Annotated in this window: 13 protein-coding genes; 1 reads left to right on the top strand and 12 read right to left on the bottom strand. The window is 70.3% G+C overall.

Annotated features, from left to right (window positions below; all coding sequences use genetic code 11):
• Window positions 1-195 precede the first annotated feature (195 nt).
• Entirely contained in the window at window positions 196-828 is a 633-nt protein-coding gene (locus H7827_RS01320) for a TetR/AcrR family transcriptional regulator (protein ID WP_432741931.1), read from the bottom strand.
• Window positions 829-1,029: 201 nt separating this feature from the next.
• Here H7827_RS01320 and H7827_RS01325 point away from each other — a divergent pair, with 201 nt between their 5' ends.
• Window positions 1,030-1,764, top strand: a complete 735-nt coding sequence (locus H7827_RS01325) for an SDR family NAD(P)-dependent oxidoreductase (RefSeq protein ID WP_432741933.1) — start codon at window positions 1,030-1,032, stop codon at window positions 1,762-1,764.
• A gap of 198 nt (window positions 1,765-1,962) precedes the next feature.
• On the opposite strand, the gene H7827_RS01330 is transcribed toward H7827_RS01325, so the two are convergent.
• The 11 genes from H7827_RS01330 to H7827_RS01380 form a co-directional block, all read right to left on the bottom strand.
• Entirely contained in the window at window positions 1,963-4,125 is a 2,163-nt protein-coding gene (locus H7827_RS01330) for an MMPL family transporter (protein ID WP_432741935.1), read from the bottom strand.
• A gap of 26 nt (window positions 4,126-4,151) precedes the next feature.
• On the bottom strand, window positions 4,152-4,697 hold the full coding sequence (locus H7827_RS01335) for a TetR/AcrR family transcriptional regulator (protein WP_386539185.1): 546 nt from the start codon (window positions 4,695-4,697) through the stop codon (window positions 4,152-4,154).
• A gap of 119 nt (window positions 4,698-4,816) precedes the next feature.
• Complete coding sequence (locus H7827_RS01340; protein ID WP_432741937.1) at window positions 4,817-5,398, bottom strand: TetR/AcrR family transcriptional regulator; 582 nt, start codon at window positions 5,396-5,398, stop codon at window positions 4,817-4,819.
• A 1,231-nt stretch (window positions 5,399-6,629) separates the two neighbouring features.
• Window positions 6,630-6,857, bottom strand: coding sequence for an MbtH family protein (locus H7827_RS01345; RefSeq protein WP_432741939.1), 228 nt, complete (start codon window positions 6,855-6,857; stop codon window positions 6,630-6,632).
• 65 nt (window positions 6,858-6,922) lie between these two features.
• Window positions 6,923-8,425: an amino acid adenylation domain-containing protein gene (locus tag H7827_RS01350; RefSeq protein ID WP_432741941.1), complete on the bottom strand. Its 1,503-nt coding sequence runs from the start codon at window positions 8,423-8,425 to the stop codon at window positions 6,923-6,925.
• A complete protein-coding gene (locus H7827_RS01355; RefSeq protein WP_432741943.1) occupies window positions 8,422-11,754 on the bottom strand; it encodes an amino acid adenylation domain-containing protein in 3,333 nt (1,110 codons plus the stop codon). The genes H7827_RS01350 and H7827_RS01355 overlap by 4 nt, the downstream gene beginning before the upstream one ends.
• On the bottom strand, window positions 11,747-13,552 hold the full coding sequence (locus H7827_RS01360; protein ID WP_432741945.1) for a carbamoyltransferase family protein: 1,806 nt from the start codon (window positions 13,550-13,552) through the stop codon (window positions 11,747-11,749). The genes H7827_RS01355 and H7827_RS01360 overlap by 8 nt, the downstream gene beginning before the upstream one ends.
• A 2-nt stretch (window positions 13,553-13,554) precedes the next feature.
• Window positions 13,555-14,739, bottom strand: coding sequence for an aminotransferase class I/II-fold pyridoxal phosphate-dependent enzyme (locus H7827_RS01365; protein ID WP_432741947.1), 1,185 nt, complete (start codon window positions 14,737-14,739; stop codon window positions 13,555-13,557).
• The gene (locus H7827_RS01370; RefSeq protein WP_432741949.1) at window positions 14,736-15,788 is read right to left on the bottom strand and encodes a 2-ketoarginine methyltransferase; all 1,053 of its coding nucleotides are present in this window, start codon (window positions 15,786-15,788) and stop codon (window positions 14,736-14,738) included. Before H7827_RS01370 ends, H7827_RS01365 begins: the two co-directional genes overlap by 4 nt.
• Entirely contained in the window at window positions 15,785-16,060 is a 276-nt protein-coding gene (locus H7827_RS01375) for a hypothetical protein (protein WP_432741951.1), read from the bottom strand. Before H7827_RS01375 ends, H7827_RS01370 begins: the two co-directional genes overlap by 4 nt.
• A gap of 26 nt (window positions 16,061-16,086) precedes the next feature.
• Window positions 16,087-21,846, bottom strand: a complete 5,760-nt coding sequence (locus H7827_RS01380) for an amino acid adenylation domain-containing protein (RefSeq protein ID WP_432741953.1) — start codon at window positions 21,844-21,846, stop codon at window positions 16,087-16,089.
• Window positions 21,847-21,870: the final 24 nt, after the last annotated feature.

Genomic DNA, 21,870 nt, shown 5'->3' on the forward strand with positions numbered 1-21,870 from the left:
CGGAGTGGAAGGTGACCCACGTGTCAAGCAAGCTGAACGTGCCGCACAAGGAGCATTCCGTACCTCAGGAGACCGCCGTCTTCACAGCGGGCCCTGGCCTCGGCGCCTCTGTCGCCCGGCGCTTCGGCCGTGAAGGGCTCCGGGGCGCACTCGTGGCTCGCCGCATCCACCCGCCCCCTCTGGGCCGGGGGCGGATCACGGCCTGCCGGCGAGTCCGCCCATCACGCCGAACGCCTGCGCCGGAGTCAGCGGAGCGGCGGGAAGAGGCCCGCGCGCCCCCTCCGTACGCAATCCGTCGAGCACGAAGGTGATGTGCCGACGCCAGGCGTCAGGAGCGACGTCCGCCGCCGCGCGGGCCAACAGGGCGTGGGTGGCGAAGACCAGCAGGAGATCCTCGGCGGTGAAGTCAGGGCGGAGAGCCCCGGCCCCGCGGGCGCGTTCGACGATCCGCGTGGTCGCGTCCAGCGTCTGGTCGCAGACCGCCATCAGCCGTTCCGCACCCGGATAGCGGCCACTGACCACGTCGGCGACCGCGGGATCGGAGTTCTGCAGTGCGCACACCGTCTCGACGTAGAACGCGAATCCGCCCCAGGCGTCCTCGTGGGAAAGGGCCTCCTCGGCCGCCCGGCCGAGGCGGCCCGCGGCCAGTTCGGTGACCACTTCATCGATGAGTGCCTCGCGGGTGCCGAAGAGGTTGTAGAGCGTTCCGTGGCTCACGCCCGCGCGGCGCGCGATCTCCTTCAGGGGCACATTGAGGCCACGCTCCTTGAAGAGTTCGGCGGCGGCCGTCCGGAGCTTCTCCGCGTTCCTCTGGGCGTCGGCCCGCATCTTGTCGTTCCTCCCGGTCCCGGCAGCAAAGGCTGCCGCTCCATGGTCGCACCGTCAACCGTCCGGCCACTGATGGCATTCCTCCGCCATGCCACCCCGCCCCTCAACTTGACCCGCTGGTCAAGAAGCGTGCTACCGTCGAATTTAAATTGACCCAAGGGTCAACAACGTCTGGTCGTCATCATCGCGAGGAGCAGTTCCATGCCCAAAGTGATCGCCGTCTTCGGGGCCGGTACCGGCCTCGGCATCTCCGTGGCCCGCCGTTTCGGGCGCGAGGGGTTCCGTGTCGCCCTGGTGGCCCGCCGCAGGGAACGTCTCGATGCCCTCGTCGGGGAACTCGCCGGTGAGGGCATCGAGGCGTTCGGCTTCACCGCTGATCTCACCCTGCCCGGCGAGGTGCCCGCCCTCGTCAGCGGTATCCGCGACCGCCTGGGCCGGATCGATGTCGTCGCCTATGGACCGATCAGCGGCGATCTGAGCTTCACCCCGGCCGCCGCCCTGGACGCGGCCGGCCTGGAGAGGCTGGTCCCGCTGCTGCTCCTCACCCCGGTCGAGGTCGTCCAGGCATTGCTGCCCGAGTGGACCGAGCGGGGCGACGGCGCCTTCCTGCTGGCCCAGGGCTACTCGGCGGCGCAGCCGATGCCCCACCTCAGCGGGCTGGGCCCCGTGATGGCGGCCACCCGCAATTACCTCTACTCCCTGCACGCCGAACTGGCCGACCAGGGAATCTACGCCGGTGCACTGACCGTCGCCTCCCTGATCGCCCGCAGCGAGGCGACCGTCAAGGCCGGCGCCGCGTTCGACTCCGTGGACGGGCCCCGGCCCACCGTGGTGGACCCCGACGATCTCGCCGAGCACTACTGGGACATGTACACCAAGCGGGACCGTGTCGAGCAGTTCCACCCCGCCCCGCCGGCTCCGCTCGCCGCGGCGTAAGGCCTCGTACCGGTGTACCGCCGGTGCTCCCGCGAAGGCAGCCCACCGGAGGCCGGGCGGACGTCCATACCCGACTGAACCTGACACGCGTCAACGACCGTCCGTGTCAGGTTCAGTCGGGCCCCGATGCTCCCGCCGGGCACTTTCCCGGAAGCGCCCGGCGGGAGCCCGACCGGCGCCGGGCCAGGCAGGTGCGGGTCAGGCCGGGACGGACTCCTGCTCGCGCTGCTCCGCGGCGAGTTGCTGGTTCAGCTTCTCGCCCTCGATGTCGAGGTCCGGCAGCACCTTGTCCACGGGCGCCGGCAGCCACCAGGCGGCCCGGCCGAGCAGGGACATCACGGCCGGGACCAGCGCCATCCGGACGACGAAGGCATCGATGACCACACCGATGGCGAGGGCGAATCCGATGGACTTGATGATCGGATCGTCCATGAACACGAACCCGCCGAACACCGAGGTCATGATGAGCGCGGCGGCCGTGACGACCCGGGCGTTGTGCCCCATGCCGCTGACGGTGGCCGCCTGCGGGTCGGCGCCGTGCACGAAGTCCTCGCGCATCCGGGAGACGAGGAAGACCTCGTAGTCCATGGCCAGACCGAACAGGATGCCGATGAGCAGGATCGGCAGGAAGCTCACGAGCGGACCGGGGGCGTCGACGCCGACCAGTTCCGCGAGGTGGCCCTCCTGGAAGATCGCCACCGTGATGCCGAAGGTCGCGCCCACGGTGAGCAGGAAGCCCAGTGCGGCCTTCAGCGGGACCAGGACGGACCGGAAGACCAGCATCAGCAGCAGGATGGACAGCCCCACGACCAGGAGCAGGTAGATCGGCATGGCGTCGGCGAGCTTCTCGGAGACGTCGATGCCCAGAGCGGTGACGCCGGTCAGCGCGATGTCCGCTCCCTCGATTCCGCCGACCTGGTCACGGATCGCGTGGACGGCGTCCTCGGTGGCGGTGTCGGTGGGGCCGGCTTCGGGGATGACGGTGAGCAGCGCGGTGGTGCCCTGTTCGTTCAGCTGCGGCGGGGTGACGGCGAGGATGCCGTCGGTCGCCATGATGAGCCCGGCGGCCTCCTCGACGGCCGCGCCGGTGGACTGCGGGTCCGCGCCGTTGACCACCGCGATCAGGCGGCCGTTGAAGCCCTCGCCGAAGCCTTCGGCCGTCAGGTCGTAGGCCTCACGGGCGGGTGATCCCTCGGCGGCGGTGCCCGCGTCGGGCAGGGCGAGGCGCATGTTCTGGGCGGGGAGGGTGAGCGCGACGAGCCCGGCCGTGGCCAGCAGCAGGATCGGGATCCGGAGCTTGTGGGTGACGAGCCGTCCCCAGGTGAAGCCGAAGCCCTCGGTGGGAGCTTCGGCCTTGCCGCTCTCCGCGCGCTGCTTGCGGGGCAGGATCTTCGGCCCGGCGAAGGAGAGGAAGGCCGGCAGCAGGGTGAGTGCGACCAGGACGGCGACCGCGACGGTCGCGGCGGCGGCCAGGCCCATGAAGGTCAGGAAGGGGATGCCGACGACGGAGAGCCCGGTGAGCGCGATGATGACGGTGGCCCCCGCGAAGACCACGGCGGAGCCGGCGGTGCCGGTCGCGCGCCCGGCCGCTTCCTCGGGTGCGACACCTTCCGCGAGGTACTGGCGGTAGCGGGAGGTGATGAACAGGGAGTAGTCGATGCCGACGGCCAGGCCCAGCATCAGTGCCAGGATCGGCGCGGTGGAGGTCAGTTCGATGACGCTGGTGAGGGAGAACAGGCCGGCCATGCCGATGGCGACGCCGATGAGCGCGTTCAGCAGGGTCATACCGGCGGCGACGAGCGAGCCGAAGGTGATGACCAGGACCACCGCCGCGACCAGGACGCCCAGGATCTCGGTGGAGCCGATCTCCACCTCGCCACCCATGATCTCGCCGCCGTGCTCGACCCGCAGGTCCTCGACATCGGCTCCGACCGCCTCGTAGGCCGACCGCTGCCCGTCGGTGATCTTGTCGACGCTCGTGTCGAACTGCAGTTGCACAAGGGCGTATCGGCCGTCCGGGGAGACGGCGCCGGTCTCGAAGGGGTCCATGGCGGCGATGACGCCGTCAATCGCGGCGGCCTCCTCCACCACGGGGGCCACGGCGGCCGGGTCGAGGCCGCCGCCCTCGGGCGCGGCGATGACGATCGTGCCGGTCGCACCACTGGCCTCGGGGAACTGGCGGCCGAGGTCGTCCAGCGCCTGCTGCGACTCGGTTCCCGGCATGGAGAATTCGTCGGTCGTCGGGCTCATCAGCGTGGCTGCCGCGAGGCCCAGCAGAGCGAGGAGGACGAGCCAGGCCGCGGCTATTCGGCCTCGCGCGCGGAAGGAGAACCGGCCGAGCCGGTACAGCAGGGTCGCCATCGAGGACGCACCTTTCCGTGAGGGTTTCAGCTGGGGGTGTGGTCGAGGAGGCGCCGCACGCCGAGGATCAGCTCGGTGCGCAGGACCTCGTGCGGCACTTCGTCGTTGCCGGTGCTGGTGACGAAGACGGCGCCGATCGCCATCCAGGCGGCCACCCGGTCGCGGGGGTCCGAGGATCGCGCGGTGAACGCGTCGAGCAGCCCTTCGAAGAGATCCATGACCCCGAGGCCGGGTTCGTCACTCGCCCGCTCGATCTCGGCGAAGAGCAGCCGCATCTCCTGCCGGAAACGCAGGGTGATCTCCACAAAGCCGGTGACGGCCTCGTCCACCAGCGGCTCGCCCTCCAGCCCCTCCAGGCGGGCGAGCAGCGCGGCGACACCCTCGGCCGCCGGGGTCAGCAGCTCGGTGAGGATGGCGTCCTTGCTGGTGAAGTGGTAGAGGAGTGAGGCCTTCGAGCACCCGGCATCGGTCGCGATGTCCTGCAGCGAGGTGCCGCGGAAGCCGTCCGCTGCGAACAGCCGCAGTGCCGACTCCAGGATCTGACCGCGCAGAGCGGAAGCGGGGCGTGCCATGCCTCCATCATAACTGTCCGATCGGTCAGAGCTGACCGATCGGACAGGAAAGGGATGTGAGGTGCATCACGGCGGAGAGAGGGTGAGTGGGCGGCCGAGGAGGGGGGCGGCGGGCTCCGTCAGGGGCAGCGCGAGCCGCGCAAGATCTGGTCGACGGCGGCCTCCACGCTGCCGTCCAACAACTCGATGCCACCAGGTTGCCGTTCACCAGGGCGGCTATCCCTGCATCGTGATAAAGAGGACGACACCGACCCGCTGTACGTCGCGGGGCTCCAGCACCCCTCTCCTGGCCCGGCTGGAGCAGATCGTGCAGCAGTCCGAACGGGTCGGCCGCGGTTCTCGGCGATCCACTCGGCTCCGGCGCGGTGCTTGCCGGCGAACATCACCTCCAGCAGCGCGGCGTGCTCGGTGGCGAAGCGCAGATACGCCACCGCCAACTCGTGCAGGCGGGAACCGAAGGCCGCCCCCGCGGCGTCGCGCGCGGTGTGCAGTTCGGCGCCGAGCCGGACGAAGTCGGCCTCGGCGAGGGCGTCCAGCAGCGCCCGCCGGTCCGCGAAGTACCGCCGGGGCGCGGCGTGGCTGGCCCCGGCCTCGCGGGCCAGTTCGCGCAGGGGCAGCTGCTCCACACCGTTCTCGCGCAGGCTGCGCCTGGCGGCACCCAGCAGGGTGACGCGCAGATTTCCGTGGTGCCAGGCGGGCACGGGCCCACTCCAGCCCGCCGATGTTGCCGTTGATACAGCTTCGTTGTCGCTGACTACCTTGTTTCTCATGCCAACAATCACGATCAGCCGGATACCGAATCTGACCGATCGCACCGGGGGCAACGGTGGTATCGGGCCGCGCCACGGCCCGGGTACTGGCCGCCCACGCCGCGCACGTACTCCTCACCGCCCGCACCCCCGCGAAGGGTCACGCCGCCGCGGCCATGACGGGCGAGGTCGGCGTGCATCGGCTCGGTCTCGCCAACCTCGCGTCCGTCCGCGCGTTCTGGGGGGCGGCGACTGACCTCAGCGCTCAGCTCGACTCCGCTGGCTCCGGGCATGTCCGCCGCCCCCACGGCTTCTGTCACCGACCGGCGCAGCGCCGCAGGTACTTGATGTGTTCTCAGCAGGCGGCGCGCTCGGAGCCGGTGTCCAGGCGTACGCCGTCATCACAGCAAGCCCCAGGTGGGTGGGCCGCAGCGGATCAGCGAGCCGATCACGCTTTTCACCCGTGCAGGGCCGCTCTGCTGGGCCAGGTCCGCTCGATCCGGCGGGCCAGCAGTTGCTCAGATGCCTCCGCCGCGCTCCGGGTATCGGCGTCAGGAGACAGCTCGCCGGGGAACGCCAACAGGGGAATTTCGGGCCACCATCCGCACCTGTTGAGCCATCGACCACTTGCGCGAGCACTTTCACGTGCATCCCCGGGGAGTCTCTGGGGAGAACCACGCTCACCAGGGAGTCCGTGGGGAGTCCCGGTCGCATCAACCCGTGGGCCCCGGAAAGCTTTCGAAAGAAGCGTTTCCCCGGTTCAGGAGCCTGCCTGTGGCGATAGTCGCAGGTCAGCCATTTTGCCGCGGGAAGTGCATGACATACGCCCCAGGTCGTCGGCCTCGACGACCCCGGGCAGCGATCCCCCCTCCCACAAGGGGAGTGACAGCGGGTGGCAAACGATACGCGGAGCATTCCCCCAGGCCATCCCCCCATCCGGCCTTGGGATCCACGGCACTCCGTCGACCCACCCGCTCGGCGGCCCACCCGCATCTCGGCTGGGAAGTACTCAGGGAGTCTCAGCCGAGGGCACCGGGCCCTGCCGGACCAGCCGAGACGCGCGTCGATCGCGCCGCGTCCTTCATCGTCGAGCCGGTCAAGGAGGAAGGGCTCCCCCATCAGCGGGGAAGCCCTTCCTCCTCATCCTCGACGCCGTGCGCACGACGGCCCCGTCAGGTACCGGTCATCCGGCCGGCTGTCCGGCGGCGCCGTCCATGGCGTCGCGGAGACTCTTGGGCCGCATGTCGGTCCACACCTCGGCGATGTGGTCCAGGCATGGCTGACGCTCACCGGCGAAGCCCTCCTCGTACCAGCCGGCCGGCAGCGGCCGGTTCTCCGGAAAGATCGAGTACTGCTCCTCGTCGTTGCGGACGACCACGAAACGGGCGGTGGACTCGGCTGTCTCCGGCATGGTGGCTGCTCCTTCTGGGTGGGGTGGTGGTCCGGCCGGACGCCGGACCGGGGATGGTTCGGGTGTCAGCCGACGATCCGTTCCCGTACAAGCCGGGCGACGGCAGTCCGGTCGGCCTTGCCACTCGCGGTCCTGGGCAGATGGTCCAGCGGAACGACCCGGCGCGGGATCATATGGGACGGCAGCAGGCCCGCGAGGTGCCGCTTGACGTCTCTCTCGGACGGTGCGGGCCCTGCGTCCGGCACGATCGCGAGATCGATGGCGACGTTGCGGCCGCTCCGGGTGAGGACACAGGCGATCGCGCGGTTCACACCGGTCCCGTTCTCGGCGGCCCGTTCGATCTCCTCCAGTTCGACCCGGTGCCCGAGAATTTTTACCTGGTGGTCCTTCCTGCCCAGGTAACCGAATGTACCGTCCTCTCGCCGCACGCACAGGTCTCCCGTGCGGTAGTGGCGAACGCCGGCGTCATCCAGCAGGAAAGCGGCGTCGGTCGTCTCCGGATCACCGACATACCCCTGGGCCAGGCCGACTCCGCTCAAGAGGAGTTCGTCGGGGTGCTCCACCCGCTCGCCCAGTGGTGTCTCCCGGGCGAGAACCGCGCGCATCCCCGTAATGGGCCGTCCGATGGGCACCGGGTCGGCGACCGGCTCGGCCAGCCTGGACGTGAGCGCGTGGATCGTCGCCTCGGTCGGGCCGTACACGTTCCACACCTCACGGGCGGAACCGGCCAGCTGACGCGCCAACTCGCTGGGAAGGGCTTCTCCCGACGACAGGACGACGACATCGGTGAGGTGATCGCGCAGGACGGGCAGCGCCATCCCCCACCAGGTGGGAGTCGCCTGCATGACGGACACGGGATGCTCGGCGAGCCAGCGGGCCGCCACCGCCGGATTCGGGCCCGCGTCGGCCGGGGGCACGGAGACCGTCCCGCCGGTCGTCAGCGGCAGCAGAATCTCCAGCAGGGAGATGTCGAACGTGGTCGCCGTGAGCCATAGCGTCCGTGTCGCGGGCCCACAAGGCAAGGAATCCGCGAAATGCCGGACGAGATTGGTCAACGCGGTGTGCCCGACGGCTACCCCCTTGGGACGGCCGGTCGAGCCGGAGGTGAACAGGATGTACGCGGTCGGATCGACGGGATCCGGCGGCGCGTCGGTGGCCTTCTCCTCGTCCTGCCGGTCGATGGCCTCCACCTGCGGCTCCCCCCGACGCTCCTGAGTGATCCGGGCCGTGCAGCAGGACCTCCGGAGCATGTCGGCACAGCGAGCTGCGGGCAGAGTGGAATCGATGGGCACCACGACCGCCCCGTGATGCCACGCGCCGAGCAGCGCGGCCATGTACGCGGTACCGCGGGGCAGTTCCAGGGCGACACGGGCACCTGGCCGAATGCCGAGCGAGGCGAGCCTCTCCCCGTACCGGCGGGCCCGCTCGGCCAGTTGCCCGTAACTCATCGTGCCGTCCGGCCCGATGACAGCCGGCGCGGAGGCGTCCCGCGCGACCATGGCCGAGAACGCCGCAGGCGTGCTCGTGCCGGGGATCCGGGCGCCCGGCGTGGCCGGTGTCGTGGTCATACCGTCTCCTTTTCCGGAGCGATGGAGAGAAACGCTCCCATCTGTCCCAGCGTGGGGTGCGCGAAGAACGCGGCAAGGTGCACGCGCACGCCGAACCGCTGTTGGATCAGCGCGACCACCCGCATGGCGTGGATGGAGTGCCCGCCGACGCGGAAGAAGTGGCTGGCGGCGTCGAGTTCGACCGGTCCGAGAACCTCGCGCCAGATGGCGGCCAGGGACCGCAGGATGTCGTTGGCGACGGCCTCTCCCTCCGTGTCCGCGGCGCGCTCCGCCGCGAGCAGTTCCGCCACCCGCCCGCGCAGGGCCGTCCGGTCCGTCTTCCCATTGGCGTTGAGCGGCATGGCGCCCAGCACGAGGCAGCGGGCCGGCAACATGTAGGACGGCAGCTTCAGCGCGAGATGACCGCGTACGTCCGCCGGATCCGCGGGGCCGGTGTACACGGCGACGATCTTCCGCTCGCCCTCCTCCCCCGTGACGAGTACCGCCCCCTCGCGCACTCCGGGATGGGCGTCGAGCACCGACTCCACCTCCCCGGGCTCGACCCGGAAACCGCGGATCTTGATCTGCTGGTCGGCCCGGCCCACATAGACGATGTGGCCCTCCGTCGTCTGGTGCGCCAGGTCGCCCGTCCGGTAGAGGCGGGCGCCCGCGGGGGCGTCCGGGCCCGGGTGCGGCAGGAACCGTTCCGCCGTCCTGGCCGGATCGGCCCAGTAGCCGTGGGCCAGGCCCGGTCCGCTGAGGTACAGCTCGCCGGTGCGTCCCGGCGGGAGCGGACAGAACTCCTCGTCGAGCACGAGCGCCTGGTCACCGGTGAGAGCCGTGCCGATGGGTACCAGGCCGCGGCGCAGATCGTCCTCGGTGAGCGGGTGGGTGACCCCGAAGGTCGTGTTCTCCGTAGGGCCGTAGGCGTTCACGGCGCGCGGTAGATGCGGCCACAGTGTCCGCAGGGCGCTGACGGAGTGCTGTTCCCCGCCGAAGAGCAGCGTCCTCAGCCCCGAGAACGCCCGCGGCTCCAGCTCGGCGGTGACGGTGAGCATCGCCGCCGTGATGAATAGGACGGACACCCGCCGTCCAGCCAGGAAGTCGCGCAGCCCGGCGGGTGTAACGGGCCCATGGGGAAGGACCGCCAGCGTCGCGCCCGAGGTGAGGGCTCCCCAGATCTCGAAGGTCGCCGCGTCGAAGGCGATGTTGGAGACGTGCGCAACCACGTCCTCGGACGTGAAGCTGTGGAAGTCGGAAGAGGGCACCAGCCGGTTGATCGCCCGGTGCGGGATCATCACCCCCTTGGGGCGGCCGGTGGATCCCGAGGTGTACATCACGTAGGCCACGTGCTCTGGTGTCACCCGGGGCCCGGTGAACTCCCCCTCGTCCGCGCCCGTGACATCCGGCGGCAGCGGCACCGGCGTGACGCCGGATCCCACGTGAGCGTGGCAGCCGGGATCCACCAAGGCGTGCCGAACAGCACAGTCGGCCAGGATCGTCCGGCTCCGTTCTTCCGGCTGACCGACATCGACCGGCACGTACGCGGCGCCGGTACGCAGGACCGCGAGGAACGCGGCGACGGCGGCGGCGCCGCGGGGTGCCACGACCGCCACCCGATCACCGGGGCGCACCCCTGCCGACAGAAGCCGGGCGGCGAGCGCGGAGGACGCCTGTCCGAGTTCGCGGTAGGTAAGGTGCCGGTCGGCGCGCACGGCGACGGCGTCGGGTGTCGCGGCCGCGTGGTGCAGCACCCGCTCGTGGACGGTCTCGCCCGGGGGCGCCGCCGGGAGCGAGGTGCCCGCGCGGACGGTGTTTCCCTCCGCGCCGCCGCTCCCCAGGGCCTCGGGGATCGGCAGGTCGGGGCGGGCCAGCAGCCGTTCCAGGGCACCGAGCAGACCTTCGTGCACCCGCGCAGCGCGCTCGGGAGTGAACAGATCCGTGGAGTACTCCAGTTGTGCCACCGAGTGCGCCGGGTGGCGGGTCACGGTCCACAGCAATTCGAACTTGGCGGTGCCCGTGGTCAGCACCTCACGATCGGCCGGCCCTTGTCCGGCGAACCACCGCCAGCGACGGTGGTCCACGTGGGAGAAAGCGAGCTGGGTCAGGGGGGTGAAGCCGGTCTCGCCACTGAGGCCGAGGGCGGCGACGATCTCCTGGAGCGGGACGGTCTGGTGGGCGAGCGCGCGGGCGGTCAGCGTACTGGCCTCGGTGCACAGGTCGGTGAAGCGGGTCGCGCCGTCGGTGCGGAATCGCAGCGGAACGGTGTTGACGAACATGCCGACCGTCCCTTCGTCCTCCGGGCGCCGGCCGGCCAGTGGGACGGCGATGACCGTGTCGGGCCCCGTCTCCGTGCTCGCCCAAGCCGCCAGGGCGGCGAGCAGCACGGTGTGTTCCCCGAGGGACCAGTCGCGCGAGAACCGGGCGAGTTCCTGCTCCAGCCGGCCGTCGAGCCGCCTTTCGTCCACCGCCCCGGCGACGGACCGCACTGCGGGGCGGGCCCGGTCGTGCGGCAGAGCAAGCGGCTGCGGCACGCCCGCCAGCAGGCCGGTCCAGAAGGACAGGCCGGCTGGGCCGGCGTCGGGCAACCGCATACCGGTGCGGGGGCGCGGGGGCGCGGAGGCCGGCCGGCCGGTGGCCCGCGCGTAGGCTTCCTGCAGCCCGGCGTCAATCAAGTCGAGCGAGATCCCGTCGGCGACCAGGTGGTGCAGGTTCAGCAGCAGCGTCCAGGATTCGGCGGACTCGCGGATGACGCAGGCGCGGGCGAGCGGGGCCTCGTCGTGCGGGATCGGCCGACCGGTCTCCTGGGCGAGGGTGCGCCGCACGATCTCCGGGGCGCAGTCCTCGCCATCGGCGTTCGCCAGGACGACGCGCACCGGCCATTCTGCCGCGGGCTCGGTGACGACCCGGCCTTCGGGGGTGAAGCGGCTGCGCAGCGCCGGGTGCGCGTCGGTGAGCACGCGCAGTGCGGTGCGCAGGGCGGCCAGGTCGGGCTGCCCTGTGATGCGGTAGCGCACCGGCACCGAGTACAGCGGGGTGTCCGGATGGAGCCGTTCGGCGACCAGCAGTCGCTCTTCGACCCCGATGGGGGCCCGGTCGCCGCCGGCGTCGCCAGCGAGCAGGGCCGCGAGGCGCTCGGGGGTGCGGTGGAGGTGGACGGCGTCCGGCGGCAGTTCGGCGCCGGTGAGTTCCTGGAGGCGCATTACGGTCTCCACCGCCAGGACGGAGTTGCCGCCCTCTTCGAAGAAGTCGTCGCCCGGCTCGCCCGGGGTGCCAAGCGCCTCCCGCCACAGGTCGAGGACCAGGGCCAGCGCCTTGTCGCGTTCGCCGTCCCACGCCGGGTCAGCCATGGCGTTCCCCCGTCTCGTCGAGCGCTACGGCCGCGGTCGGCTGATCGCGGGTCACCACGTGGTCGCCGATCACCAAGGCGTCGATGGTGGAGCGGGCCAGCGTCTCGACGGCCTCCAGCGGGGTGCGGACGATGGGCTGGCCGCGCAGGTTGAAGGAGGTGTTGACGAGGACGGGGACTCCGGTCCGGCGGCCGGTCTCGGCGAGCAGGTCCCACAGCAGCGGTGCCGTCTCCCGCTCCACCACCTGGACCCGGGCCGAGCCGTCCACGTGGGTGACGGCCGGGAGCTTCTCGCGGTAGGGAGGGCGGACGTCGGTGACGAAGAGCATGTGGTGGAAGACGTGCGGCTTACCGGCGGTGTCGAAGTACGTGTCGGCGGTCTCGGCGGTCACTATGGGGGCGAACGGGCGGAATTCCTCGCGCTGTTTGACGACGGTGTTGAGGTGGGCGCGCATGGTCGCCCGGGTCGGGTCGGCGAGGATGCTGCGGTTGCCGAGGGCTCGCGGGCCGAACTCCATCGGGCCCTGGAAGAGCGCCACCACGTTGCCAGCGCGGACGAGGTCGACGGTGTCCCGGATCAGTTCGGCCCGGGAACGGCGTACGACGGTGCAGCCCTCGGGGAGCCGGTCCAGTGCCGCGCGGATCTCGGCGTCGGTGAACTCCTGGCCCCAGAAGGGCATCGTCATCCGGACGGGGGGGTGCGGCCGGGCGTCGCGCGCGACAGAGAGCGCGGCGCCCAGGGCGCTGCCGTCGTCGCCGGCGGCGGGCTGCACGAAGATGTCGTCGAAGAGTCCTTCGCGCAGGAGCACGCCGTTGGCGGAGCAGTTCAGTGCGACGCCTCCGGCCATGCACAGCCGCCGCAGCCCTGTTCTGCGGCGGGCGGCGCGCAGTATGTGCAGCAGGGCCTCCTCCAGGCGCTGTTGCAGGGCGGCGGCCACGTCCATGTGGCGCTGGTTCAGTCCGTCCTCGGGTTCGCGGGCCGGGCCGAGCGCTTCTTCGAGTGCCAGCACCACCCCGCGGTGGGTCTCCCGTTCGAGGGGCGTACGGTCGGCCCCGAGTACGGGGACGGACACGGCACCGTCGTCCCCGAGACGCACGAGCTGCCGGAAGGTCTCTCGGAACCGGGCGGGGTCCCCGTAGGGGGCAAGGCCCATGACCTTGTACTCGTCCATGTTCATCAGGAAGCCGAGATAGTGGGTGACCAGCCCGTAGAGCAGCCCCAGGGAACTGCCGACGGGGTGGGCGCGCTCCTGGGTGAGTTCGGCGCCACGACCCTCGTAGAGCGTGATGGCGTCGTGTTCTCCGAGGGCGTCGGCCACGAGCACCAGCGCGTCGTCGAAGCCGCTGAGGTAGTAGGCACTGGCGGCATGGGCGCGGTGGTGCGGCACCGTCACCAGGCGCGGTGGGCCGGCGGCGTCGCCGCGCCGGAGGCCGGCGAGCAGCTCGCTCTGGCGCTCGGGCCGGTAAACCTGTTCCCACCATCCGGTCGTGAACGTGTCGAGCTGCCATAGCGGCGAGGGCAGGTAGGCAAAGGAGTGCGCGACGGCGTCGAGGTCGCGCCAACCGGCGCCGCTCGCGCGCAGGCACGCCTCCATCGCGTCGGCGGGGAAAGCGCCGGTTCCCTTGTCCCCGTCGAACCGTTCCTGTGCGGCGGCGGCGAGTACCTCGGTGCCGCGGACCAGGACGGCCGCCGAGTCCAGTCCCTGCCGCATGCGGAGCAGGCGCGGGTCACCGGGCGGAAGGATCGATCGTTTGTACGCAGCGGAACCGTCCAGCCCGCTGTAGCCGAGCACCAGCATGGTCACACTCCTTGGTCGTCACTCGGAAGAAGGCTGTAGGTGGCGCGCAGGGCCCGGCCCAGCCGGTGCAGGGCCGGTTCGAGCACCGGGAGCGGCAGTCCGACGGGCAGGCGGAGGTGAGCTCCCCGGTCCCCCACGTAGCTGTGGGAGGTGACGGCGACGATGCCGTGGTCGCGCATGAGGCGGTCGGCGAACAGTTCGTCGTCGGTGACCCCGGGCAGCGGAAGCCAGGCCTGGGTGCCGCCGGAGAACCCGGCCAGTCGGCCGCCGGTCAGTTCTTCCCACCAGCGGGCGACCGCCGCGCGTCCGTCCCGCACGGTCTGCCGCAGCCCCTCGTTGCCGTGCGCGAGCAGCCGGGTGGCGAGCCGCTGGCCGGGGCCCGACACGGCGATGACCTCGTACTCCAGCCGGACGGCGAGCCGAGCCAGCAGCACCGGGTCGGCGCACAGCCAGCCGATCCGGAGGCCGGGGGCGCCGTAGTTCTTGGAGAAGGAGTTGAGGACGACGAGCGAGGGGGACGGCTCCAGCGGCGCGCCGGCCGGCACCGCGGCGGTGAAGTCGAAGTCATCGTAGACGGCGTCGAGTACGAGATGGCAGCCGCGCTCCTCGGCCAGGGCGAGCAGTTCCGCGATCCGGTCGGCGGCCAGCACGTGGCCGGTGGGGTTGTGCGGGCTGTTCAGGTACACGGCACTGGTGCTGGGCAGCAGCGCCTCGGCGACCGCCCGGGGGCCGTCGTCACCGATGAGGAGTTCGGTGCTCACCGGCTTGACGTCGAGCCCGGAAGCCAGCGCTAGGTCGGCGATGCTGCCCAGCAGCGGCGTCTGACAGACCAGGCGTCGCACACCGCGTGCGCTCAGCTCGCGGAAAACCAGGCCCGCCGCGTGCAGACCGCCGTGGGTGACGAGGAGATGGTCCTCGGCCACGGCGAGCCGGCCTGCGGTGCGTTCCCGGTAGGCGAGGGCGGTGAGCAGTTCGGGGTCGCCGAAGCTACCGGGGTAGTACAGGGCCGCGGTCTCCGCCGCCCGGCCGAGATCGTCGACGGGGGGCCGGGTGGGCCACACCGGTACGTTCTCCAGCAGCATGGTCCAGCTGTGTTCCGGGTGGGCCGCGACCTCGGCCAGCCGCCGCTGGAGCGGCGTCAGGCTCGCCGCCACCGACGTGTTCCCCGTGTCCGCCGTACCGATCACCGGTCCGCCTCCAGGAGGCAGCCGAAGGCCAGGCCGGTCGAGTCCACCGCCGGGTCGGCGGTGCGCCAGGAGGCGGTGCGCACTCCGGCACGGCGGAAGAGGTCCTGCCAGAACTCCTTCGTCTCCAGGCGCTGTTCGGTGACGCGGTGGATGAGGTAGTACGGGTTGTAGTAGGCGTTCGCCAGCCCGTGCTGCATGACGGCCGAGTCCTCGGGCCGGTGGTCCACCTCGACCACCGCGAGCCGCGCCCCGGGGGCCCGCTCGAAGAGGGTCTTGAGCATGACGACCAGGGCTTCTTCGCCGTCCTGCTGGAGGATCTCCTGGAGCACGAAGGACGCCACGTAGCAGTCGCCGCCGTGGTCCGGCTCGTCGAACCCCGCCATGTACTCCGTGCCGGTGGCCGTCACGAAGTCCGTGCGCGCGGACATGCCGGCGGCCTCGGCCAGTTGTACGGCGGCCGTGGTGTTCCCTGCGTCGGGATCGACGCCGATGCCGGCCGCGGCCGGGAACTCGGCGAGCAGGGCGAGCAGGAAGTCCCCGTTGCCGCACCCGAGGTCGATCAGCCGGTCCGGCCGGACCCGCGCGTCGGAGAGCAGCGCACGCACCAGGGGGATGGCGTCGTACCGGCTGATGCCGCAGCTTCCCCGTCCCACCTCGGCGCTGTCGCGTCCGGCGAAGTGGGCTCCTTCCCTGAGTGTCTCCGAGAGCTGGGCGAACGTCTGCGCGTAGCCGCCGACCAGCAAGGTGTACCAGGGTTCGAAGTCCTCCAGCTCCCGGCCGGCCGGGGTGAGGGCGAAGCGTCCGCCGCTCCTCCTGGCGACGTAGCCCTCGTTGCGCAGATAGATCAGCAGACCGTCCAGCCGCCGGGCGTCGAGCCCGTTGCCTGCGGCGAGGTCCTCCACCGTGGCGGGGCTCCGCAGAAGGTCGGCGTGGACGCCGGTGCGCATGAGGGCGTACAGGGCGTTGGCCACCACCGAGTAGCGCACGGGCTGGAGCGCGTCGACCAGCCGACGCTCGAAGCCATCGGGGAAGGCGGGGTCGGAGGTCATGAAGGCTTCCTCTCGAAGAAGTTGATCAGGACGATCTCGACATCGGCGATCGGGCGCAGTTCTTGGAGCAGGTGGGAAGCCCGCTCGACGGAGCGGGTCAGCACCCTCAGGAAGGGACGGGGCCGGCCGGAGAGGTCCTCGACCACCTCCCGGGTGCCGAGCGACAGGACGATGTCCGGGGCGAAGGGCAGGGGCGCGAGCCGGTTCCGTACCTCCTCGGCCAGGGGTCTTTCCGCCTCGGCGCGGTAGCCGTGGAATTCGATGGTGGGCATGGGGCAGCCGCTCCTCAGTGGTCGGATCAGGACGAGCCGGTGATGCGCCGCAGGTGATGTGCGACGGCGGGCACATGCGTGCGTTCGAGCAGTTCGAAGTGCTCCCCGTGGACCGGGACGGTCGAGAAGCGCCCCGAGACGGCGGGCGGCCAGCTGTCGCGCACGACGCGGGCCACCTCCGCGGAGTGCTGATCGGACAGCAGGAGGGTGGTGTCCCCCTCGAACACCTTGGGGCGGTGGGTGAGGAGACCCTCGATCATGGCGCACCAGCAGGAGACGACCCCGCGCAGTGCCTCGGGGTCCAGCGCGGCGATCTCGGACCTGCTGGTGCCGTGCCGGCGCAGAAGTCCGTCGATGCCGGGTATCCGGCCGATGGTGACCGCGTCGATGTGACCCGCTTCCACTGCGTCCCGCAGTTCCGCCAGTACCGGGACATCGGTCGCCAGGTCGCCGGTGCGTGCCCCGGCCTCGCTGAGGTCGGAGTCGATGAGGACGAGTCCGGCGACCTCGGCGCCGGCTTCCCGGAGTTCGCATGCCACGGCGTGAGCCAGTACACCGCCCAGCGACCAGCCGGCCAGATACAGCGGCCGGTCCCCGCCCGCCGCCTGCCGCAGGTCCCGGGCGTAGCGTTGGGCCAGTTCGCGCAGGTCGCCGCTGGGGGTGCCGGCCGCGAAGTCCCACTGGACTCCCAGGACGGCCACGTCGCCGGCGAGTTCCTCCGCCAGCGGCTGGTAGCAGAACGCCGTGCCTCCCACGGGGTGGAGCAGCACCACGACGGGGTGTCCCTCGTCGGCGGTCAGGGGCACCACGGAGGTGGACTCGGGCCGCTCTCCCGCGGTGCGGCGGAGTTCGTCCTCCGCGCGGACGGCCAGCGACGCGATCGACGGCTCGGTGAGGAGTGCGGCCAGGGGCAACTGGATACCGAGGGCGTTGTTGAGTTCGGTCATGACGAAGACCGCCAGCACCGAGTTCCCACCGAGCGCGAAGAAGTCGGCCCGGCTGTCCGGCTCGCCGACGCCCAGTTCTTCCCGCCAGATGCGGGCGATGAGCCGTTCGACCGCGGTCCCGGGGCGGCGGGTGCCGGTGTCCCCTCCCGGGGCCGGGTGCGCGCCGGGTGGGTGCTCGGCCAGCAGCCGGCGGCGGTCGGTCTTTCCGTTGGCTGTCACCGGGAGGGCCGGAACGGGCAGCACGGCGGCCGGCAGCATGTGCGCGGGCAGGCGCGCGGCGAGCCTGTTGAGCAGGTCCTCCGCGTCGAAGGGCTCGTCCGGCGCGCCGGCCGGTACCACGTAGGCCACCAGCTGGCCGTCGCCGTCGCTCTCGTGGACCACGACCGCACCGGACCGTACCGCGGGCTGGCCCAGGAGCACGGCTTCCACCTCTTCCGGCTCGACCCGCTCACCGAGGATCTTCACCTGCCCGTCGCGCCGCCCGGCGAACTCCAGCACACCGTCGTGGCGGTACCGGCCGAGATCGCCGGTGCGGTACATGCGCCGTCCGGGCTCGGTGGCGAAGGGATCAGGCAGGTAGGCGGCGGCCGTCAGGCGCGGCTGGCCCAGATAGCCACGCCCGACGCCCTCGCCGGAGATGTACAGCTCGCCGACGGCTCCGACGGGCACGGGGTCCAGGCCGTCGTCCAGGACGTGGATCCGGGTGTTGCCCTGCGGGACACCGATGCTGGGCGCCGGAGTCGCTCCGACGGCCACCATCGTCGAGTCGATGGCGCACTCCGTGGCGCCGTAGACGGTCTGGACGGAACGCTCGCCCGGCGGCGCGGACCGAACGTAGGAGTCCAACCGCTGCCAGAGCGCCAGTGAGCAGCGTTCTCCGCCGAAGGTGATCAGCCAGGGCGGGCGGGCGCACTCCAGCAGTCCCGCTCCGACCAGCAGATCGAGCTGTACGGTGGCGCAGTCGATGGCGTCCAGGGCGGTGTCGCCGTCGGCCGCCCGCAGCAGCTGCTCGGTCCAGCCGCTGTCTTCCTCGTCCGGCAGCACCAGAGTGTGCCCGCGCAGGAGCAGCGCCAGCTGGTTGATGTACACGTCGAAGACGACCGAGGCACTAAGGCCCACGCGCAGTGGCCGTGCCGTGCGGGCCTCCAGTTCCTCGTAGGCACGGAACGTCTGACCGTACAGGTGGTTGGTCAGGCTCCGGTGCTCGATCATGACGCCTTTGGGGCGGCCGGTGGAGCCGGAGGTGTAGAGGATGTAGGCGAGTGAGCCGGGGGCGGGCGCGCGGTGCGCCGCGGGGTGCCCGGTGGCGGGTGGGGCGGGTCGCGCGGGGGACGGCCGGTCCATCCGGAGCGGTGGCGGACCGCAGACGGCGGTCAGCAGGTCCTCGGTCTCGGCGGTGACAACGGCGGCCACCGGGCGGGCCTCCTCGATCACGTGCCGCACGCGTTCAGCGGGCCAGGCCGGGGAGATGGGGACGAAGGCTGCGCCGGTCTTCCAGGTACCGAGCAGCGCGGCCACCAGGTCGGGGCCCGGCGGCAGGCAGATAACCACCGTGCTCTCCGGCCCCGCGCCCAGGGCGCGCAGGTGCTCTCCGGTACGGGAGGCCCGGGCGTCCAGCTCCCGGTAGCTCAGGGTGCGGGACCGGTGTTCCAGCGCGATCGCCCCGGGGGTCCGTGCTACTTGTTCCGCGAAGAGCTCGGGGAAGGTGCGCGAAGGCACCTGGACCGAGGTGTCGTTCCAGCTCGCGAGGGTCCGGCGTTCCGCCTCGGATATGCGGGTCAGCGCGTGGACCGGTGTATCCGGATCTCCGGTGATGTGGTGGAGGGTGTCGGTGAGGGTGCAGGCGAGGGCCTGGATCGTCTCCGGAGCGAAAAGATCACGGTTGTATTCGAGGGAGAACAGCATGCCGCCGGCCCCTTCTTCGATCCCGAGCGTCAGATCGAAATGTGCGCTGTCCGTCTCGGTCGGCTGCGGCTCCACCCCCGCACCGGCCAGCGAAAGCCTCGGCGCGTCCTCCGGACGGTCATAGGCATACGTCAACATCACCTGAAACAACGGATTCCGCGCGGCATCACGCCGCGGAGCAAGCTCACGCACCACCCGCTCGAACGGAACATCCTGATGCTCGAACGCACTCAGAACAACATCCCGAACCTCATTTACCAACCCCAAGAACGAAAGATCCCGATCAACGGGAACCCGCAATACCAGCGTATTCACGAAGAACCCGAGGAGACCCGCCGTCTCCGGACGCTCACGCCCCGAAACAGCAGTCCCCAACACCACATCCCCACGCCCCGAAACCCGCGACAACACCACCGAGAACGCCGCCACCAACACCATGAACCGCGTCGCCCCACACCGTGCCGCAACCTTCTCCAGATCACGCGACACCCCCACCGGAACCCGCACCATCACCCGGTCCCCGTGAAACGACATCACCTCACCACGAGGCCGATCGACTGCCAGAAGCTCCGGCTCACTCCCCGCCAGCACCGAACGCCAGAACTCAAGCCCTCCACCACCACCCGACTCGAACTCCGCCCGCTGCCACGAAGCAAAATCCGCATACTGCACACCCAACGACGGAAGACCCGCCCCCCGACTCTCCAACGCAGCCGAATAAAACAAGCCCAGCTCACGCTCAAGAATCTCCAATGACCACTCATCCACCACAATATGGTGCGCCACCACCGACAACACCGACAGATCCTCACCACACCGGAAAACCCGCACCCGGAGCAAAGGGCCCTCACTCAAATCAAAAGGCTCCCGACCGAACTCCACCGCCAACCGGCGAGCCTCATCCACACCACCCCCAACCTCCACTACCTCGACCCCGCCACCCCAACCCTCACCCGCAACCGCCACCACCCGCCCATCCACCTCACGGAAAACCGACCGCAACACCTCATGCCGCCCCACCAGATCCCCGACCGCATGACCCAACGCCCCCACATCCAGCCGCCCCCGCACCACATACGACAACGGCACGTTATAAGCCGCACTCCCCGGCGCCAAACGCCACACAAACCACAACCGCTCCTGCGCGAAAGAAACCCCCACACCCCCCTCCCGCGACACCACACCCACCCCATCCGCCACGGAATCCGCCCGGATGGAAGCAGTCACCAGATCGGCCTGGGCGGCGAGAGTGGGGTGGGTGAAAACGGCGTGCAGCGGGAGTCGGACGCCAATCTCCTCACTGATCCGGAAAATCAGCCTGGTGGCCAGCAGGGAGTGGCCGCCGAGAGCGAAGAAGTCGGCGTCCCGTGAGATCTCACGGTCGCCGAGGACGGTTTCCCAGATCTCGGCCAGTTGGCGTTCGAGGGCGGTGCGCGGTGGCTCATCCTGCCCGTCGGCCGCGACCTGTGCCCCGTCCGCAGCCGACCGGGGAGCGACTGCCGGGGTGTTGTTCTCCGAGGCGGCACCCATCAGGCTCACCAGGGCGTCATCAGGGTGACCGGTGATGTGGTGGAGGGTGTCGGTGAGGGTGCAGGCGAGGGCCTGGATCGTCTCCGGAGCGAAAAGATCACGGTTGTATTCGAGGGAGAACAGCATGCCGCCGGCCCCTTCTTCGATCCCGAGCGTCAGATCGAAATGTGCGCTGTCCGTCTCGGTCGGCTGCGGCTCCACCCCCGCACCGGCCAGCGAAAGCCTCGGCGCGTCCTCCGGACGGTCATAGGCATACGTCAACATCACCTGAAACAACGGATTCCGCGCGGCATCACGCCGCGGAGCAAGCTCACGCACCACCCGCTCGAACGGAACATCCTGATGCTCGAACGCACTCAGAACAACATCCCGAACCTCATTTACCAACCCCAAGAACGAAAGATCCCGATCAACGGGAACCCGCAATACCAGCGTATTCACGAAGAACCCGAGGAGACCCGCCGTCTCCGGACGCTCACGCCCCGAAACAGCAGTCCCCAACACCACATCCCCACGCCCCGAAACCCGCGACAACACCACCGAGAACGCCGCCACCAACACCATGAACCGCGTCGCCCCACACCGTGCCGCAACCTTCTCCAGATCACGCGACACCCCCACCGGAACCCGCACCATCACCCGGTCCCCGTGAAACGACATCACCTCACCACGAGGCCGATCGACTGCCAGAAGCTCCGGCTCACTCCCCGCCAGCACCGAACGCCAGAACTCAAGCCCTCCACCACCACCCGACTCGAACTCCGCCCGCTGCCACGAAGCAAAATCCGCATACTGCACACCCAACGACGGAAGACCCGCCCCCCGACTCTCCAACGCAGCCGAATAAAACAAGCCCAGCTCACGCTCAAGAATCTCCAATGACCACTCATCCACCACAATATGGTGCGCCACCACCGACAACACCGACAGATCCTCACCACACCGGAAAACCCGCACCCGGAGCAAAGGGCCCTCACTCAAATCAAAAGGCTCCCGACCGAACTCCACCGCCAACCGGCGAGCCTCATCCACACCACCCCCAACCTCCACTACCTCGACCCCGCCACCCCAACCCTCACCCGCAACCGCCACCACCCGCCCATCCACCTCACGGAAAACCGACCGCAACACCTCATGCCGCCCCACCAGATCCCCGACCGCATGACCCAACGCCCCCACATCCAGCCGCCCCCGCACCACATACGACAACGGCACGTTATAAGCCGCACTCCCCGGCGCCAAACGCCACACAAACCACAACCGCTCCTGCGCGAAAGAAACCCCCACACCCCCCTCCCGCGACACCACACCCACCCCATCGACAGCCGAGGGGTCACGGCTCTCCAGCCGGGAACGCTCCTCGGGTGTGAGGCTCATCAGCCGGTCGAAGATGCTTTCTTCCATTTCGTGACCACCTCGGGTGTCGTG

Source organism: Streptomyces sp. JH002 (genome assembly GCF_050916115.1).
GTDB lineage: Bacteria > Actinomycetota > Actinomycetes > Streptomycetales > Streptomycetaceae > Streptomyces > Streptomyces xiamenensis.

Excerpts from the sequence above, each read along its gene's own strand:
- H7827_RS01335 (WP_386539185.1), bottom strand. The coding sequence starts at position 4,697 with ATGGCACGCCCCGCTTCCGCTCTGCGCGGTCAGATCCTGGAGTCGGCA.
- H7827_RS01360 (WP_432741945.1), bottom strand. The coding sequence starts at position 13,552 with ATGCTGGTGCTCGGCTACAGCGGGCTGGACGGTTCCGCTGCGTACAAA.
- H7827_RS01355 (WP_432741943.1), bottom strand. The coding sequence starts at position 11,754 with ATGGCTGACCCGGCGTGGGACGGCGAACGCGACAAGGCGCTGGCCCTG.
- H7827_RS01345 (WP_432741939.1), bottom strand. The coding sequence starts at position 6,857 with ATGCCGGAGACAGCCGAGTCCACCGCCCGTTTCGTGGTCGTCCGCAAC.
- H7827_RS01325 (WP_432741933.1), top strand. The coding sequence starts at position 1,030 with ATGCCCAAAGTGATCGCCGTCTTCGGGGCCGGTACCGGCCTCGGCATC.
- H7827_RS01330 (WP_432741935.1), bottom strand. The coding sequence starts at position 4,125 with ATGGCGACCCTGCTGTACCGGCTCGGCCGGTTCTCCTTCCGCGCGCGA.
- H7827_RS01370 (WP_432741949.1), bottom strand. The coding sequence starts at position 15,788 with ATGACCTCCGACCCCGCCTTCCCCGATGGCTTCGAGCGTCGGCTGGTC.
- H7827_RS01350 (WP_432741941.1), bottom strand. The coding sequence starts at position 8,425 with ATGACCACGACACCGGCCACGCCGGGCGCCCGGATCCCCGGCACGAGC.
- H7827_RS01380 (WP_432741953.1), bottom strand. The coding sequence starts at position 21,846 with ATGGAAGAAAGCATCTTCGACCGGCTGATGAGCCTCACACCCGAGGAG.
- H7827_RS01375 (WP_432741951.1), bottom strand. The coding sequence starts at position 16,060 with ATGCCCACCATCGAATTCCACGGCTACCGCGCCGAGGCGGAAAGACCC.
- H7827_RS01320 (WP_432741931.1), bottom strand. The coding sequence starts at position 828 with ATGCGGGCCGACGCCCAGAGGAACGCGGAGAAGCTCCGGACGGCCGCC.